The sequence below is a fragment of the Paenibacillus sp. LC231 genome (genome assembly GCF_001860525.1).
Lineage (GTDB): Bacteria > Bacillota > Bacilli > Paenibacillales > Paenibacillaceae > Paenibacillus_AQ.
Window position 1 is genome coordinate 126,944 of sequence record NZ_JFOM01000044.1, and the last position, 15,268, is coordinate 142,211.

A 15,268-nucleotide genomic window follows, 5' to 3' on the forward strand; every position below is an offset into this window, starting at 1 on the left:
TGGCGCCATGATTGAACTGATGATTGACCGCAAGAACGGAAGCGTGTGGGATCTGGGGCAGATCGTAACCGACATCACGTGGAAAACAAGCCGTCAGGCGAAGCCGGCGAGTCTGGATATCAACTATGTGAATAATGGTCTTGCGCAGAGCAAGGAATTCGAAGTGGAAAACGGCGACATTGTGCGCTTCCGCAAGGATAACAAGGATCTGTTTTATGGATATGTTTTTTCCAAGGAGTGGGGCATGGACGCCCAGGTTAAAGTGATGGCTTACGACCAGCTGCGTTACCTGTCCAGCAACGACACCTACCGGTTTACGAATGCCAAGGTGGAGGATATCATTCGCAAGATTGCCAAGGATTTTAATCTGAAAACAGGGACGTTGGCCGATACCGGCCATACCATCCCTGCCATGCTGGAAGCGGACAAGAAACTGATTGATATCATCTGCAAGGCCTTGGATTCTACGCTGATCGCGACCAAGCAGTACTATATGTTTTACGACCAGTACGGTGAGCTGAGGTTGACCAACATCAACGACATGCTGCTCATGCTTGCGGTGGGAGAAGACAGTCTCATGACGGATTTTTCATATAAAAAAAGCATCGACAACGAGACGTACAACCGCGTCAAAGTCGTGCGGGACAACAAGCAGACGGGCAAGCGGGATGTTTACCTATACCAGCACGGACAAAACATTGCCCAGTGGGGCCTGCTCCAGTTGTACGAGGTTGCTGACGAGAACATGAATCCCGCTCAGTTGAAGCAGTTAGCGCAAAATTTGCTGGAGCTGAAGAACAGGGAGCAGCGAACGTTGTCGATTGAGGCTATCGGGGATTTACGGGTCCGTGCCGGAAACACGATCTATGTGAATCTGCCTGATGAAGGCTTGAAGCCGTATCTCATCGATGAATGTACGCATAAATTCTCGGACGGTACGCACACGATGTCGCTGAATATGAAGGTGGTGTAAGCAGGGATGCTGGATATTATTAAAAAAGCCAGTCTCAGCGCCGTGGGAAGCACAAACCCGATGGCGGTGCTGTACGGCACAGTAACATCAATCCATCCTCTGGAGGTGAACGTGGATCAGCGTTTCAGCCTGACGGAGGATTTTTTAGTTATCGGAGAGTCGATGACCGAATACAAGCTGAACATTGGCGGCGCGGAATATGTGATTCGAAAAGGGCTGGAGATCGGTGATACGGTGCTGCTCATTCGTTACCAAGGCGGGCAAACGTATCTCGTGCTGGATCGGTTGGTGAAGCCGTCATGATTCCGCAGGGAGGAACGCTGCAACCGGATAGCGAGATTGTGGAAACACTGGAGCAGCCTAGTCTGACGTATAACTTGAACCTGGAGGAAGGGACGATATCCGGTCACATTGACGGTCTTGAAGCCGTTAAACAGGCTGTCGTCAAAATCCTTCAGACTCGCCGATTTGAGCATCTGATCTACAGCAGCAACTATGGGCAGGAGCTAGACTCCGTCATTGGCCGTGACCCGCTGTGGGCCTATGCTGAAATCGAGCGGCATATCAAGGAAGCGCTGATGCAGGATGATCGCGTATTGTCGGTCGATGATATGAATATTACTTTTACGGGCGAGTTGGCCATGGCAGAGTTTACGGTCCGAAGTGTGTATGGCATTTACAGTATGACTAAGGTGGTGAGGGAGGATGGTTGAGGAACAGACGTATGAAGCCATTCTGGAGCGGATGATGGATCGAATCCCGGATGGTATGGATAAAAGGGAAGGCAGCATCATCTACGATGCGTTGGCCCCCTCTGCGGCTGAGCTTGCCCAGATGTACGTGGAATTGGGGTACTCCATGAACCTGAAATTTGCCGCGACGGCATCGGGCGAATTTTTGGATCGTAGCATTGCCTGGTCAGGGCTGACCCGGAAGCAGTCTACAAAAGCACAGCTTTTGGGGCACTTCTCAGGCAATAACGGTGCCGCGGTGGATGTGCCTCTAGGGAGCCGTTTTTCATTGGATCCGCTGAATTACAAAGTCATCACCCGATTGGATGCAGGGCAATTTGTTCTGGAGTGCGAGACAAGCGGGAAGGAAGGCAACCGCCGATTCGGTTCGCTGCTTCCGCTGGAATACGTAGAAGGCTTGGTGAAGGCGGAGCTGATGGAGCTCTGGGTACCTGGCGTAGATACCGAGTCGGACGAAGCGTTGTATGACCGATACCGCGAAAAAATCTCCCGACCCGTGACCAGTGCAAACCGGAATCAGTATGAACTGTGGGCGAGGGAGAAAGCCGGGGTTGGAAAGGCTAAGGCTTTTCCTTTATGGGATGGTCCGGGCACCGTCAAGGTGGTGCTGCTGGATAACGAGATGCGTTCGCCGACGCCTTCCGTTGTGGAATCGGTGCAGCAACATATTGATCCGACCATGGATGGAATGGGAGAAGGGGCAGCTCCGGTCGGCTCGGTCGTAACCGTCGTTGGAGCGGCTGAAGTGCCTGTTAATATCGAAGTGCAGGTTACGCTGCTCGATGGGGCCGGCTTAGATGGTGTGCAGGAAGCGATTGAGCAAGGCGTGCGCCAGTATCTGAAAGACCTCGCCATGTCCGACCCGTTGGTCCGGTATAACCGGATCGCCAATGTGATCTTGGATATTCCAGCGGTCATCGACTACGAGGTATTGACCGTGAACGGAGGAACGGACAGCCTTCCGATCGAACCGGAAGCAGTGGCTGTCCTGGGGACGGTGACGGTCCGATGAGTAAAGCCGAAGCCTGGCTGGGTTACCTGCCGTCCTATTATCATGATGTTCGAGAAATGAAAGTCATTGCCGGAGCAGAAGGGGCTGAATTGGACAAGTTAGCGCAGGAACTGGAGGATCAGGTGGACCAGTATTATCCCGAAACCGCTACGTGGGCGCTATCCCGGTTCGAGCAGGACTTGAACATTCCGGTGAACCTCTCCAAGCCGATCGAGCAGCGGCGCTCGGTTATCATCTCGAAGATGCGGGGAAGCGGCAAGGTGTCCGCCAGCATGCTCAAAAATGTGGCGCAAGCTTATGAGCGAGGCAGCATCGAGGTATCCGTCCAGCCGGCGGAGTATAAAGTGACGATTCATTTTCGAGATACGCTGGGCATTCCGCCCAATTTAAGCGACTTGAAATCGGCCATTGAGGAGATCAAACCCGCCCATATGGCGGTCGATTACGCCCTGCGTTATCTTACCATTGCCGAGGTGGAGGGCATGACGTTTGAGGAAATATCAGCAACGACACAAGACAGATTGTTGGGAGGAGGAGCCTAAATGACGAATCCGGTTACACCGAATATCGGGTTGAACAAAATCGATCGAACCTCGCCGTCCACGACGTATTTCGATCTGGAGAAGTATATTGATCAGAACGCGGATGCCGTAGATCGGTTCGCGGGTGAAAGCAGTGATGCAATCGGGGCTTTAGAAAAGCGCCTGGACACGGAAGAGCGCAGGGAAGTCGTGCTGCAGCCCGGGCTTCAGATCGTGAACACGGAGCGGAGCGCGCCTTTTAAGTTGAGTGGGATTAATGGGCGGACGTTGGTGAATTTGTTGGGGCGGCTGGGGAGGTTTCCCTCTCTTGAGCATATGGCTGCGTATGGTAATCACAGTATAGCTTTGGATGCTACTAACAAAACAGGGGGGGATAACGCCTTAAAAGTTGTTGCAAATGGTAAGGGAAATGCAGGTGATGAAACTAATCTTATTAGAATAGGCTCACATATGTATAAGGATAACACTAGATATATTATTATGGCGGACATCAAAGCCGATACATCCATGATATTACACTGTGAATTGTGGGGAGGAATTGGGAGCGTTAAAGATATTGAAGTGAATACATCATGGAAGTCAGTGGTGTATCGAGGAATCGGAGACAGCCGGGGACTAGGAGTTCATTTTTGGAACTCCTCCGATAATTCTGCAACTTTTTATCTTAGTTCATTACGCATTTACGAAATTACTGAACAGGATTATATGGATACGGATGATAATCTCTTAAGGAAATTTCCCTATGTAGATAGTGTTCAGCCTGTACGCAATCCGTATGCAATTCGTTATGGAGAGAATCTATTTCCACCGTTCTATCAGTTCACACCGAGCAATACTTCTTCAAAATTTATTCCAACCGCACCCTATGAGGTTACACTTTCTAATACAGGATCAGGGGCGGGGTGGCGGGTTTATCTGCCTGCGATATCAGGACAAACTTACAGTCTTTCTTATACTTCTAGCAATCCTGAATTTGCATATATCAATATACAATGGATTGGTATGAATGGCGAGAAAATAGGTTGGACACCTAAGAATCAAAACGGACAAACTGTAAAAGCGCCAGTTAATGCTACTAGAATGGAAATTTTAGTTACACAGGATTCACCTACTGGAGGAACTTTTACTTTTAAGAATCCTATGCTAACGCTAGGTCCCAATATTAAATCCTTTAAACCACGAGAAGATGCTATGCTTGCGTTCCAGACAGATTTATACGCTGACCCTATCTCAGATGTAGAGACTGATGAAGTATATGAAATGGATGGGCAATATTTCAAACTGTCGAAGTGGAAGAATGTTGAATTGAATGGCACACAAAATTGGAAACATACTGCTACCTATCCAGGTAGAAAGCTTTTTATATGCAGTGGACTGAAACCTTGGAGGATTTATACAGGAAGGGAAAGGGCTATAAAGTTTGATGGTACTATTCTGAAAACATTAACAGAAGGTGGACTATGGGGAGTTACGGAAGCGGATGCATTAGAACTATCTCCAGACGGTAACGTGTATTTATCCGTATCTAACAAAGACAGTGGATGGGGGGATAACTATACACCCACAGTTGATGAAATTAGAGCTTATTTTATGGGATGGGTAATGTTTAATGGTGATTATATCAACGGTAGTCCAGATAATCCAGAAAATAATCTCTATGATGGAACAGGAATTAAATATTGGGTTAGACGTACTAATGTCAGTACACGTTATTGGATGGACTCCACAAATGTCTGTCCGACAAATATTGCACCCAATTGGAGACCGTACCAACTCGTGTATCCATTAGAAATACAATCAGTTGAGCCAATTGTATATGAAGGGGGGATAACCTTTTACAAAGGTATTAATCAAGTTGAAGTTGGAACGGGAATTGTGATACGCGAAAATTCAAAGGCATCGTTAGATAACGCTAAATGGTGGAATTTGGGTAATCCTGTGGCAAATCCAAGCTCAACTAGCTTTAAACATGTTGCGAAACAAATTCTATCTGTTTATATAAATAATGTTCGTGATATTAGATGGAAGTTCTCACCTACTTCGTCTTACGGGGAATTAGCACAGTTAAGTCCGTCTTTTGAATTCGATCTTTCAGCAGTTTATTCCGTAACATACTTAATGGTAGAAAGATCGCCTATTTGTGCGTTCGAGGGATCACTCACTTCCAATGAGAATACTATACTACAGGAATTAATTAAATCTCTAACACAGAGTGGTACATCTCTATCTGTTTTATTAAATAAAAAAGCTGATAGGGACTCTCCAGGCTGGATAGAGCCTACATTACTTAATGGATGGGTTAATTATGGTTCTTCTTATGCAAATGCACGATACTATAAGGATTCCAATGGTAGAGTACACATTGAGGGTTTGGTTAAGGGAGGACCTTCGACATTACCTGCTGTTTTATTTCGACTACCGAGAGGTTATATACCGTCAAAAACTTTAACTGATATTATTCATAGTAGCGATGGGACTACGCAGTCGTTTGGTCGCTTGGGAATCGCTAGTAATGGTGATGTAATTATTACTGCTGGATATTCTGGAACAACAAGCTGGATAAGTCTTACAGGTATTTCCTACCTAGCTGAACAATAAGGAGGTATCACATGAAAGCCGTACCTAAAGTAAATAAAGAAGGCCTCTATTTAGAGGACACGCTCGTGGATGATACCTTTTCTGGTGTCGTCCCTTTTTATTCCTACATGGAACAAGGAATACCAAATGTTCTAACGACAACAGAAAACGTAACTCAACCAGAAGGTGAGTCACCCAACGACCCTGAATCCAATATCTCCGGCTACATCATCGGCATCCCTGTACCCCCCGGCTTGTTCCGCCCACGCTTTGATCTAGCAGCCTGGAATGCATACGAATCTGCCGTAAGCGCTGCTCAGAATTCATATCACGAAGCCCATGCGAAGTGGCAAGCACTCCCAGACGAGCAACGCGGCGACATGCCAGTTCAGGTGTCTCCGCCACAACCAGCTCTTTGGATCGAAGGTCTAACCCCGGAAGAAATCGAGGAGCTAACCAAACCTCAGCCTGTTGAACCCAATGAAATGGATCGTTTAGGTACCGAGATGGTTGCACGGGAGCTTCAGGCACTAGAGTTGCGCCAACAAAATGAGGCGCAGGGCGCTCAAATTGTGGGGCTTGAATTACGGTTGTTATCACTTGAAAATAGCTGATCGAAAGGAGCGGGAGACGATGTTCGAAAACGATTTTGAGAGATTGAAGTACTATTATGAAAAGAAGTGGGCGCAGAAGCCTCAATTGAGACAGTATGTTGCGTTTGGCGTAATCACCTCGGATGAATATGAAGTCATCACTGGCGAGGCATACTAAACGCTGCTTTGAGTTACTCTCATTAAAGATGAAACTACAACGGAGAAGGCGGAATCATGCTGGAGAAGCGAAGCGGTCGCCTTTGTCCACGGATTTTAACCCTATCCATAAGTTTTCAGGAAAATCCGGGGACAACAGCGATCGGAAGCATGATCCGCATGCGAAGTGGTGTACTGCCCAAATGGTTTATCTCTGTTAAAGCAACTATGAATAACTTCAATCCAAGCCCTCGGCTCCTCCGAGGGCTTTTTCACACCTTCAAAACCATATAAAAGGAGGAACAATTATGTATGAGCACATCGGTCAGTTTTTTAAGATGCTGGTGGCGGGGACGGGGGCCGTGACAGGGTACGCCTGGGGCGGATGGTCGTTGCCGCTGCATCTGTTGTTGTGGTTCGTGGTGATCGATTGGTTGACCGGATGGGGCGCGGCCTGGATGAACGGCGAGCTGCGCAGCCGTATTGGTTATACTGGGATTGCACGCAAAATGACCATTTTTCTCATCATCGCCTTGATGCATCTGGTGGACCGGGTGCTGGGAGAGATGAATTATTTTCAGAATACGGTGATCTTCTTCTATCTCGCAAATGAGCTGCTGTCTATTATTGAGAACGTTGGGAGAATGGGGGTACCGATCCCCCAGTCCCTGCGTAATGTGGTACAGGTATTCCAGATCAAATCCGAAGAAGGGGATAAGCCAACCGCACGAAAGGAGGAGAAAAAGGATGAAACCCTCTGAATTTATAGCCAAGCTGGCACCTATAGCCACCCAGGATATGCGCCAGTACGGGGTGCCTGCTTCGCTTACGCTCGCTCAGGCAATTTTGGAATCCAATTGGGGAATGAGCGGTCTAACGCAAAAAGCGAACAATCTGTTTGGCATCAAAGGAACCGGTCCGGCGGGAAGCGTCACCATGCAGACAACCGAATATCGGGGGCAGACGCCCTATACGACCCAAGCCCAGTTTCGTAAGTATAACAGCTGGAGTGAATCGGTTGCCGATCATACTCGACTGATCCTGAATGGTACACGTGACAAGCCACAGCGTTACCATGGCGTGTTATGGGCGAATTATAAAACGGCGGCGACCGAGATTTGGAGGGGTGGTTACGCCACAGACCCTAATTATCCGAAAAAACTCATCGCCTTAATGGAGCAGAACTCGCTCTATCAATATGATGTGCCTAGTCCAGAGGAGGAGGAACGCATGAAAATCGAACAATTAACGGCCGAGCTGCAAAAAACACAGGAGCAGATGCAGCTGCTTAGTAAGCAATATACTTCTGCGATGAAATTGTTAGACGAGCAGAGTAATGCCATGAAGCAGATGAACATAAGGCTCAAGGCGGTAGAGACGGAGAAACCGGTTAAAGTTCCAGCTTGGGCGGAACCGGCAGTACAAGCTGCACAGCAGGCAGAAGTATTGCATGATCCTGAGGGCAGCTTTGATTTTTACCGAATCATGACCGTGCTGCATCGTTTGGGGATTTTCGATAGATCGAGCAAGTGATACAAAAATTAACAACGGCAGATGCTTTCGCAAGTTTCATCTATATAATGAAGCGTTTTTTGAGTTGTGTTGAACAATAAAGCTGCCCAACCGTTAGAGCGGTATGGGCAGCTTTTGTTGTATGGGTAGATATATATCAGTTAGTGTTTTACTAGTAGATTCGGTTATTCATTTCCCGGAATCGTTCGTTATTAGTGAATTCGAACATTCCTTACCCTTCCGACGAATGTCATGCTTGATTGTTCGATGAATTCCTGTCCGTGCATTCACACCTTAATAATAATTCACTACGTAAACTCAAAATAACATGCTCCTCATCGTTTGTTACTTAACAATACAACCCAGCTCACTTCACCCTCACCGTCCCTACTGCCTGCGCTTGATTCCCCGCATGGTCCGTCACAGTATAAGTAACGGTGTAGATTCGGCTTTGGCCACGCTCCGACTTCTCGGCTCGCAGCCGGAAATGGGTATCATAGGTGCCGAACTCGGCATCTTGTATATCCCGTCCCCCGGCGCTTCGATTGTCTTTGCTTTCCCTGTTACCCATATCCTTATCTTTACCGTTCACAATCTCCGATGTATCTCTGCTATGCCCCTTGCCGCCCGCACTCTCCACGGTAATAGAGGTCAGCACGACTGACGCAACGCCGGAGCCTTCATCGCTGGATTCGAGGTCAGCGTGAATATCGACCATTTTGTGGTTCGGCGCTTTTAGTACGGAAGGCGAGAGTGTAACCGTAAGCACCGGGGCGATTTTATCGATGTTCGATACGGTTGCCGTAACGGTGCCTTCATTGCCGTCTGCATCCTCATATTCGAAGGTAAATGAACCGTTCTCGGTAAATTTGTAAGTTGGAGATCCGCCGTTATTAATGACGGTAATTGGACTCTCCGAGACTAAGGCTGCAACAACGTCTCCATTCGTCGAGGCCGTCGTGCTGTACTCCAAGCCCACGGTGAGATCGGTATACGTGACACCCGGTGCGGCGGTTAAGTTCTCTCCTATGTTATCCAGCGCATTGCCGCTTAGCTTGATATTCCGGCCTGCCTTGAGCTGAATCCCGTTGCTGTTACCGGTGATGGTGTTGTTCAGAATCTGCACGTTCTCCGGGTCTCCGGCTCCGATGCCTCCCGCGTTGGTGTCCCCGTTGTCGTGCTCGAGCAGGATGCCCCAATAATGCTCGGCGGTGTTCTGGCGGATCGTGTTGCCCTTGATGATCGTGCCCGGCCCGTTCAAAATGTTGATCCCGGCGGCATCCGGAATGTCGACGGTGTTCTCGATCCGGTTGTTCTCGATGATGGTATCCGGCGATCCCATCGATACGACGATGCCTTCCCGCGCATTGCGGATCGTGTTGTCGTGGATATAGTTTTGCGGACCGGATTTGCTGTGGTTGGTCGGGGCGGTTCCTCCGGTATTGCCGATGCCGATGCCGCCACCATACGGCATGTCGGTGATCAGGTTATTGTGAATCTCGTTAAAATACTCCAGCTCCCCGTGCAGATCAATTGCATCCAGCCGGACTTGGTGGAATTCATTATGCCGAATTACATTGTTGTGGGCCACATATTGAATGAGTGCGCCGTGGCGCAGGTAAGGCCCCTGGAAGGATGAGTCCTCGACCAGATTCCACCTGGTATCATTGGCAAATCCGTTGCGGTCGACCTTCGGCACGCCCTGAATGGATACGCCGTAACCGGCACCGCCCGGCCCAAGGTCCGTGGCATTTCGGAACGTAGTGTTGCGGACAACGATGTCATGGCTGTTCTCGATGCGGACCCCCATGCGGCTGAATTTCTCGATCGTCACGTTGTCGATCGTGATGTTGTACGATGGCGTCTCGCCATAATTAGCGGCAATGATCATCATGTCCGGACCGCCGGCATCCGGGTTGTTGATTCTGTGATCCGTCGTATATTGACCTTCCCAAGCGGAGGTCAGCGTCAGATTGGAGATGGTCAGATCATGCTGCTTGGCGGATCTCAGCATGGTGCTGTTCCGGACCTTGTTCAGCGAGGTCTTCAGGATCGCGCCGTTCTGGCTTTCCCCCCGTAAATTGACCTCCGATTTCAGTATCAGATTGGTCAGGCCATCTGGAGTACTGTTTAAGTTGTATACGCCATTCGGGAAAAACACCTCGTCTCCCGGGACTGCTTCATCTATCGCTCGTTGAATTGCCGGTCGATCGTCCGAAGCATTGTCTGCAGGATCTGCTCCGTAATCGACCACGTTCAACGTCCTTCCGGTAGCAACAAAAGCCTGATGCACCGGATGGTTGCTCCCGTCCGCATTCTTCATGCCGGGAGCGGTAAAAGGGACGGTTCCTTCCGGTGGTTGCGGCACAAAATCCGGAATGATCGCCACGGGCGTATCCCCGTTAGCGAAAGGCGGATAGATATGGACCTCCGTCAGGCTCGTATAGGCACTGCCGTCCGAATTACCGCGCCCGGTCAGCTTCACGTAACGTGCACTCGTGTCCGGAACGTTAAAAGGCTGCATCGCAGTGGTGGTTCCGCTGCTCGAACCGTTGAAAAGGTGAGACCAGGACACGCCGTCATCTGAGGTTTCGATATCGATCTCCGTAGCGCGAACGTTCCCTTTATAGAAGGCAATGCCCAGGTAGCCGATGTCCCGGGCCTCGCCGAGATCGTACATGATCCACGGACCGTCGCCGGCGGCAGACCAGCGGGTGTACAGATTCTGGTCCAAGGTATTATCCTCGATGTTGCCGTCGCTGCCGCTTGCCGTGACCGAGGTCACAGGCCAAGGGGCTAAGGGAGCGCTAAGCGTCGTAACCGACAACGTAAGCGGAACCGGACTGACGTTTCCGGCGGCATCCACGGCCTCGACCTTATAGCTGTACTCCGTGTGCGGAGACAGTCCTTCTATTTCATAGCGGGTGATGTCGGAGCTCCGCTCCGTTACTTTGACGTCATTTTGATAAACGTTATACTTTGCGACTAACTTGTCGTCCGCTGCCGTCGGCCATGCCAAGTACACATAATCTTCGCCAATACTGCTGACGGACAGGCGGCTTCCGTCCGGCCAGGACGGCGGCGTCGTATCCTGACTGGAGTCCACCAACTCGCTTACGATCAGCGCAGGTCTTGGATTGCTGGAGCCGTTGGCTTCCTTGGTATAGATATTGACGCTAACACCGGTATGGCCCGCATCCGCAAGGAGAAACGTTATGTTGCCATCTGCAAGACGGCTGCGGACATAATCCGTCACATCAACGCTGTACACCTCCGGACGCCCGCTATTCTCGGCCTCTACCGTAAACGATCCTACATAAGCGGTCGGATCGAGGCTGTTCACGGGCGCATTGTTCCAGGTTAGATCGTTTTCGTTCCAAGCCGTGTCCTCGATTCCATAAAGGGAGAGTTCTAGATCCGTATTGCTGGTGCCTTTTTTTGCAGCGACCTGAAATTCGTAGCGGTAATCCGGATCGCTCAGGGTGGAAGCATCGAATTTGAAATAGAGAACCTTTTTGTTGGTTGTACCGGATGATACGCTGAGAAGTCCGATACTTGTGCCGGTAGCCGAGTTGATATTGGTATCAGGTTTAGAGCTGTCGATTAGGGCATCGTCTGTAGGGTCCAAACGGCCAACCTCAACGGGAACGCCCGGAGAGGGATCTGTAGGATCGGTCGGGTCCGTTGGATTGGTTGGATCTGTAGGATCCGTCGGATCAGGCGGCGTGTAGCCGTCCTTGTAGAGGATCGGCGTCGTGACCTCCAGATTCTTCACGTACTGTTCCATGAAAGCCCAAGCTTCGGCATCCGCGATTGCCTTGGCTTCTCCGGTAAAGCCGTGGCCCTGTCCGGGCACGATCTCAAAATCCACGACCGGCACTCCGGCATCGGTCAACTGATCGGCGAAGGTCACGCTGTCGGTATATGGGATGGTGGCATCCGCGTCTCCATGGCGGATCCAGAACGGCGGATCATCAGGAGTGGCATACGTTCCCGGCATGGCAAGCCGTGCTTCAATCGGAACGGACAGGGCGTTATGCCCGCCGAGCAGTTTCGTGACCGAGCTGTAGCGGTCAGCAAAATCAGTCGTGAAATCGGCCGGTCCGTACCAGTCCACCACAGCCTGCACCTTGGTGGAGTATTCCGGCCAGCCTCCCGTGCCTTCGATATCGGGCAGATGAACCGTATCTCCGGTATCCAGCGTAACCGTATCCTCCATGGTCAGGTCTCCGGTCGTTCCCAGCAGGGAAGTGAGATGCCCTCCCGCCGAAGTTCCCCAAACGCCGATACGACTCGGATCGATGTGGTACTGCTCGGCATGGGCGCGCAAATAGCGGATGGCCAGTTTCACGTCTTGAATTTGGGCCGGGTAAGGCGCTTCGGGGGTTAGGCGGTAGCTTAAGGATACGCCGATGTACCCGCGTTTAAGGACATAGTTGCAGATGCTGCCGAGGGCGTTTTTGCGGTCGCCTTTGTTCCAGCCTCCGCCGTGAATGTAAATCATGACCGGCATAGGCTCGGCTGGCGGCGTGCTCGGAACAGCGATGGACGTATAGAGGTCCCGGTCGCCGGCTTTTCCGATCCGTACATCCTCATAAAGGGTTACGCCTTCCGGAGCAGGGTATGGGCCGGTTTCGGTCGGCGGGGGTTCAGGCACGGGATCGACCGCAGGCGGAATGCCGGGGATGGCCTGGCCTGACAGCGAGACGCTGTCGATGTACATATTCGCGTTCATCGGATCACCTACCCGGAACTGGATTCGTACATTTGGGTTGCTGCTTGCTTCCGACGGCAGCGTCCAAGTCTTCAACGTGTTGGATTCGCTGCGCGGCGCTTCGGGCGTTCCCGGGGCCAGTTTAAACTCCTCCAGCGTGCTCCAGGTCGCTCCGCCGTCACCGGACCACTCGGCCACAATGCTTCCGCTGACATAGGATGAGGCTCTCGTATAATAGCTCAGCTTAATGTTGCCATACCCCGTCGTATTGACAGGCAGATAGACGGAGTCGGTTACATCGATCTTCATAAGGTTTGGCGTGGACGGCGCGCTGCTGGATACGGAGGTTTTGGCTTTACTCCCGCCATCCCCGGTCTGAACCCAAGGCAGCGGAATGACGACACCACCCGTGGCTCCGTAGCGCTCTGAATCAAAATTATCGGAGAAGAAGAGAATATCCGGCCCTTCGGGTTCCGGCAGGGGATCGGAATTCGATGCAAAAGATTCATCCGCAAGATCAACCCCTGCCGCAGGTTGTGCCGTTACGGCCATAAGCTGCGCTGGTGAAACCATGATGGTCATTACGATCAGAAGGCAGAGGATCAGGCATGAGATCCGGTTAAGTTGCTCTTTCAACATTTCATCCCTCGCTTTTCAATATGGGTGCATGAAGTTCGTTTAAGAAACCGGGAAGCCGTCATTTGACTGCTCCGGGATGGGATTAGGCTAGTGGATGTCAGGGGTGCATGTGGGTAAGGGAGAAGAAGGTGGCTTTGACATGATCGGATTGATCAGGGGTGGTATCCGATTTGTTCTGGTTGTAGACGCCGGCTTTGAAGTACAGATACTTATCGTTATAACCGCTAGGGAGGGTATGCGTCACGGTGGTGGCCGATCCGCCCTCAGGGGTTATTTTCACGGTCATAAGAAGCCCGGTCACCTTGACTTCATAACTCCATTTCTGGCCAAGGGCAATGCCGTTTGCAGGATTTAGCTGGTTCGGTCCGCCGAGAATGTTCACCCAGGTGTTGTTGTTGTCCAGGTCATCGGTTCCAAAATAAACGGCACCCTTGCTGTCCGAAGGACGCTTGTGGTAATAGAGCCGTATCGGTTCGGTGCTGGGGCCATGGATTTGCCCGACCACGACGCGGCCGATTTTATCGGCTTCGTTCCCACTGACGGAGACATGATCCACGCGTAAGGTAGCATTCATCGTTCCGTCCACGCCGCCTGCCTGAGATTTTATGGATGGGGAAGAGGTAGAGGTTACCCAGTTGTTGGCCCATGAGGAGGCGCTGTTTGTCGACGGATTCAGCATCTCCCTAAGTTCGGAGCGGGTGTAAGTGCTGTTCGCGGTGGTCTCGCCGATATTAGGCGATGTGAATACCATGCCGCCGGTGACGGGATCGGTATAGAACCAATCCGGATGCACATACCCGCTGGCGAGTGTTCCGGCCTGGATCTCGGACGCGTCGGGCAGGGTGATTTTCCATTTGGTTAGGTCAAAGTTGCCCGAAGGGGGTTTAGCCGGGTCAAGGGTTCCACCTCCTCCATCCGCAGTACCTCCCCAAATTTCGACCTCAGTGTAACTGTTCCAGTCATTGGAGGTGTTGCCGTAGCCCACAATGCGTACATACCGGGCTTCCACGACGGGGATGGGGAAGGATTGCAGCTGGTTGTTTTGAGCGCTAGTGACAGTGTTCCGTGCCTGAATCCAGTTGGAGCCATCGGTTGAGGTCTGAATATCGAAGGTGAAATTGCGCGAATCTCCGTTGTAAAACGCGATTTTAACCATTGAAACCGGGTTGACAGATCCTAGATCCAGCCTCAGCCAACTGCCGTCACCTTCGCCGGACCAGCGTGTGCTAAGACTGCCGTCCACCGCTTTGGATGCATCGCAAGCGCAGCGAGAGTCATAGCTGCTTGCCGATGCGGAAACCGAGTATTCGCTCTCTCCGGCGGCCAATCCGCGTCCTTCAAACAGAGGAGCAAACACTATGGCTGCACTGAGTAGGCAGAACGTTAGTTTTTTCGAAAAAGCATGCCTTCGTTTCACAGAAATCCCTCCCGTATAATGGTGAAAACCCTTATGAATTATCATTTCCCTCCTTTCCGTGGTGCGCTTTAAGACAGGAATGACAGCGCTTACCTAACAACGTAGCAAGAATGCGCGCACAGGTCTTGTGTTAATCCTATAAGCGCTTGGCGTTTTTGCATAATGGAGGAATTATTGATGCTTCTGCCTCCTGTGGGTGCGAAATAGCGTATTGGAGATTGCAAACCATCTTGTTAATGTTTTGCTCCACCACCCTGACGGGAATATCGTGTCTGGTGGATAACGTATGACACGATTCGGGTATACAAGGAGGAACGGGTTTACTTGGGAATCATATTTTTCTTTCAGCTGCCGGATGGCATATAATCTAAAGAACGAACG

12 protein-coding genes are annotated in these 15,268 nt (G+C 50.8%); 10 read left to right on the forward strand and 2 right to left on the reverse strand.

Annotated elements, in window-relative coordinates; all coding sequences use genetic code 11:
• Positions 1 to 7 precede the first annotated feature (7 nt).
• From AK95_RS24230 to AK95_RS24270, 10 genes are all read left to right on the forward strand, one after another.
• Entirely contained in the window at positions 8 to 973 is a 966-nt protein-coding gene (locus AK95_RS24230; protein WP_071222468.1) for an XkdQ/YqbQ family protein, read from the forward strand.
• A gap of 6 nt (positions 974 to 979) precedes the next feature.
• A complete protein-coding gene (locus tag AK95_RS24235) occupies positions 980 to 1,276 on the forward strand; it encodes a DUF2577 domain-containing protein (RefSeq protein WP_071222469.1) in 297 nt (98 codons plus the stop codon).
• Positions 1,273 to 1,686: a DUF2634 domain-containing protein gene (locus AK95_RS24240; RefSeq protein ID WP_071222470.1), complete on the forward strand. Its 414-nt coding sequence runs from the start codon at positions 1,273 to 1,275 to the stop codon at positions 1,684 to 1,686. Before AK95_RS24235 ends, AK95_RS24240 begins: the two co-directional genes overlap by 4 nt.
• A complete protein-coding gene (locus AK95_RS24245) occupies positions 1,679 to 2,737 on the forward strand; it encodes a baseplate J/gp47 family protein (RefSeq protein ID WP_071222471.1) in 1,059 nt (352 codons plus the stop codon). The genes AK95_RS24240 and AK95_RS24245 overlap by 8 nt, the downstream gene beginning before the upstream one ends.
• Positions 2,734 to 3,279, forward strand: a complete 546-nt coding sequence (locus AK95_RS24250) for a YmfQ family protein (protein WP_071222472.1) — start codon at positions 2,734 to 2,736, stop codon at positions 3,277 to 3,279. The genes AK95_RS24245 and AK95_RS24250 overlap by 4 nt, the downstream gene beginning before the upstream one ends.
• Positions 3,280 to 5,877, forward strand: a complete 2,598-nt coding sequence (locus AK95_RS24255) for a hypothetical protein (RefSeq protein WP_071222473.1) — start codon at positions 3,280 to 3,282, stop codon at positions 5,875 to 5,877.
• Between the two features lie 11 nt (positions 5,878 to 5,888).
• Positions 5,889 to 6,470, forward strand: coding sequence for a hypothetical protein (locus AK95_RS24260; RefSeq protein WP_071222474.1), 582 nt, complete (start codon positions 5,889 to 5,891; stop codon positions 6,468 to 6,470).
• 19 nt (positions 6,471 to 6,489) lie between these two features.
• Positions 6,490 to 6,627, forward strand: a complete 138-nt coding sequence (locus AK95_RS33645) for an XkdX family protein (RefSeq protein ID WP_074961938.1) — start codon at positions 6,490 to 6,492, stop codon at positions 6,625 to 6,627.
• A 286-nt stretch (positions 6,628 to 6,913) separates the two neighbouring features.
• Positions 6,914 to 7,366 carry a phage holin family protein gene (locus AK95_RS24265; protein ID WP_071222475.1) on the forward strand — a complete coding sequence of 151 codons (453 nt, stop codon included), beginning with the start codon at positions 6,914 to 6,916 and terminating at the stop codon, positions 7,364 to 7,366.
• Positions 7,353 to 8,138, forward strand: a complete 786-nt coding sequence (locus tag AK95_RS24270; RefSeq protein WP_071222476.1) for a glycoside hydrolase family 73 protein — start codon at positions 7,353 to 7,355, stop codon at positions 8,136 to 8,138. The genes AK95_RS24265 and AK95_RS24270 overlap by 14 nt, the downstream gene beginning before the upstream one ends.
• 346 nt (positions 8,139 to 8,484) lie before the next feature.
• Here the strand turns inward: AK95_RS24270 and AK95_RS24275 are convergent, their stop codons facing one another.
• Both AK95_RS24275 and AK95_RS24280 read right to left on the reverse strand, forming a co-directional pair.
• On the reverse strand, positions 8,485 to 13,470 hold the full coding sequence (locus AK95_RS24275) for a CBM96 family carbohydrate-binding protein (RefSeq protein WP_235613218.1): 4,986 nt from the start codon (positions 13,468 to 13,470) through the stop codon (positions 8,485 to 8,487).
• Between the two features lie 97 nt (positions 13,471 to 13,567).
• On the reverse strand, positions 13,568 to 14,887 hold the full coding sequence (locus AK95_RS24280; protein WP_071222720.1) for a polysaccharide lyase family 7 protein: 1,320 nt from the start codon (positions 14,885 to 14,887) through the stop codon (positions 13,568 to 13,570).
• Between the last annotated feature and the right edge of the window lie 381 nt (positions 14,888 to 15,268).

Excerpts from the sequence above, each read along its gene's own strand:
- AK95_RS24230 (WP_071222468.1), top strand. The coding sequence starts at position 8 with ATGATTGAACTGATGATTGACCGCAAGAACGGAAGCGTGTGGGATCTG.
- AK95_RS24235 (WP_071222469.1), top strand. The coding sequence starts at position 980 with ATGCTGGATATTATTAAAAAAGCCAGTCTCAGCGCCGTGGGAAGCACA.
- AK95_RS24240 (WP_071222470.1), top strand. The coding sequence starts at position 1,273 with ATGATTCCGCAGGGAGGAACGCTGCAACCGGATAGCGAGATTGTGGAA.
- AK95_RS24245 (WP_071222471.1), top strand. The coding sequence starts at position 1,679 with ATGGTTGAGGAACAGACGTATGAAGCCATTCTGGAGCGGATGATGGAT.
- AK95_RS24250 (WP_071222472.1), top strand. The coding sequence starts at position 2,734 with ATGAGTAAAGCCGAAGCCTGGCTGGGTTACCTGCCGTCCTATTATCAT.
- AK95_RS24255 (WP_071222473.1), top strand. The coding sequence starts at position 3,280 with ATGACGAATCCGGTTACACCGAATATCGGGTTGAACAAAATCGATCGA.
- AK95_RS24260 (WP_071222474.1), top strand. The coding sequence starts at position 5,889 with ATGAAAGCCGTACCTAAAGTAAATAAAGAAGGCCTCTATTTAGAGGAC.
- AK95_RS33645 (WP_074961938.1), top strand. The coding sequence starts at position 6,490 with ATGTTCGAAAACGATTTTGAGAGATTGAAGTACTATTATGAAAAGAAG.
- AK95_RS24265 (WP_071222475.1), top strand. The coding sequence starts at position 6,914 with ATGTATGAGCACATCGGTCAGTTTTTTAAGATGCTGGTGGCGGGGACG.
- AK95_RS24270 (WP_071222476.1), top strand. The coding sequence starts at position 7,353 with ATGAAACCCTCTGAATTTATAGCCAAGCTGGCACCTATAGCCACCCAG.
- AK95_RS24275 (WP_235613218.1), bottom strand. The coding sequence starts at position 13,470 with ATGTTGAAAGAGCAACTTAACCGGATCTCATGCCTGATCCTCTGCCTT.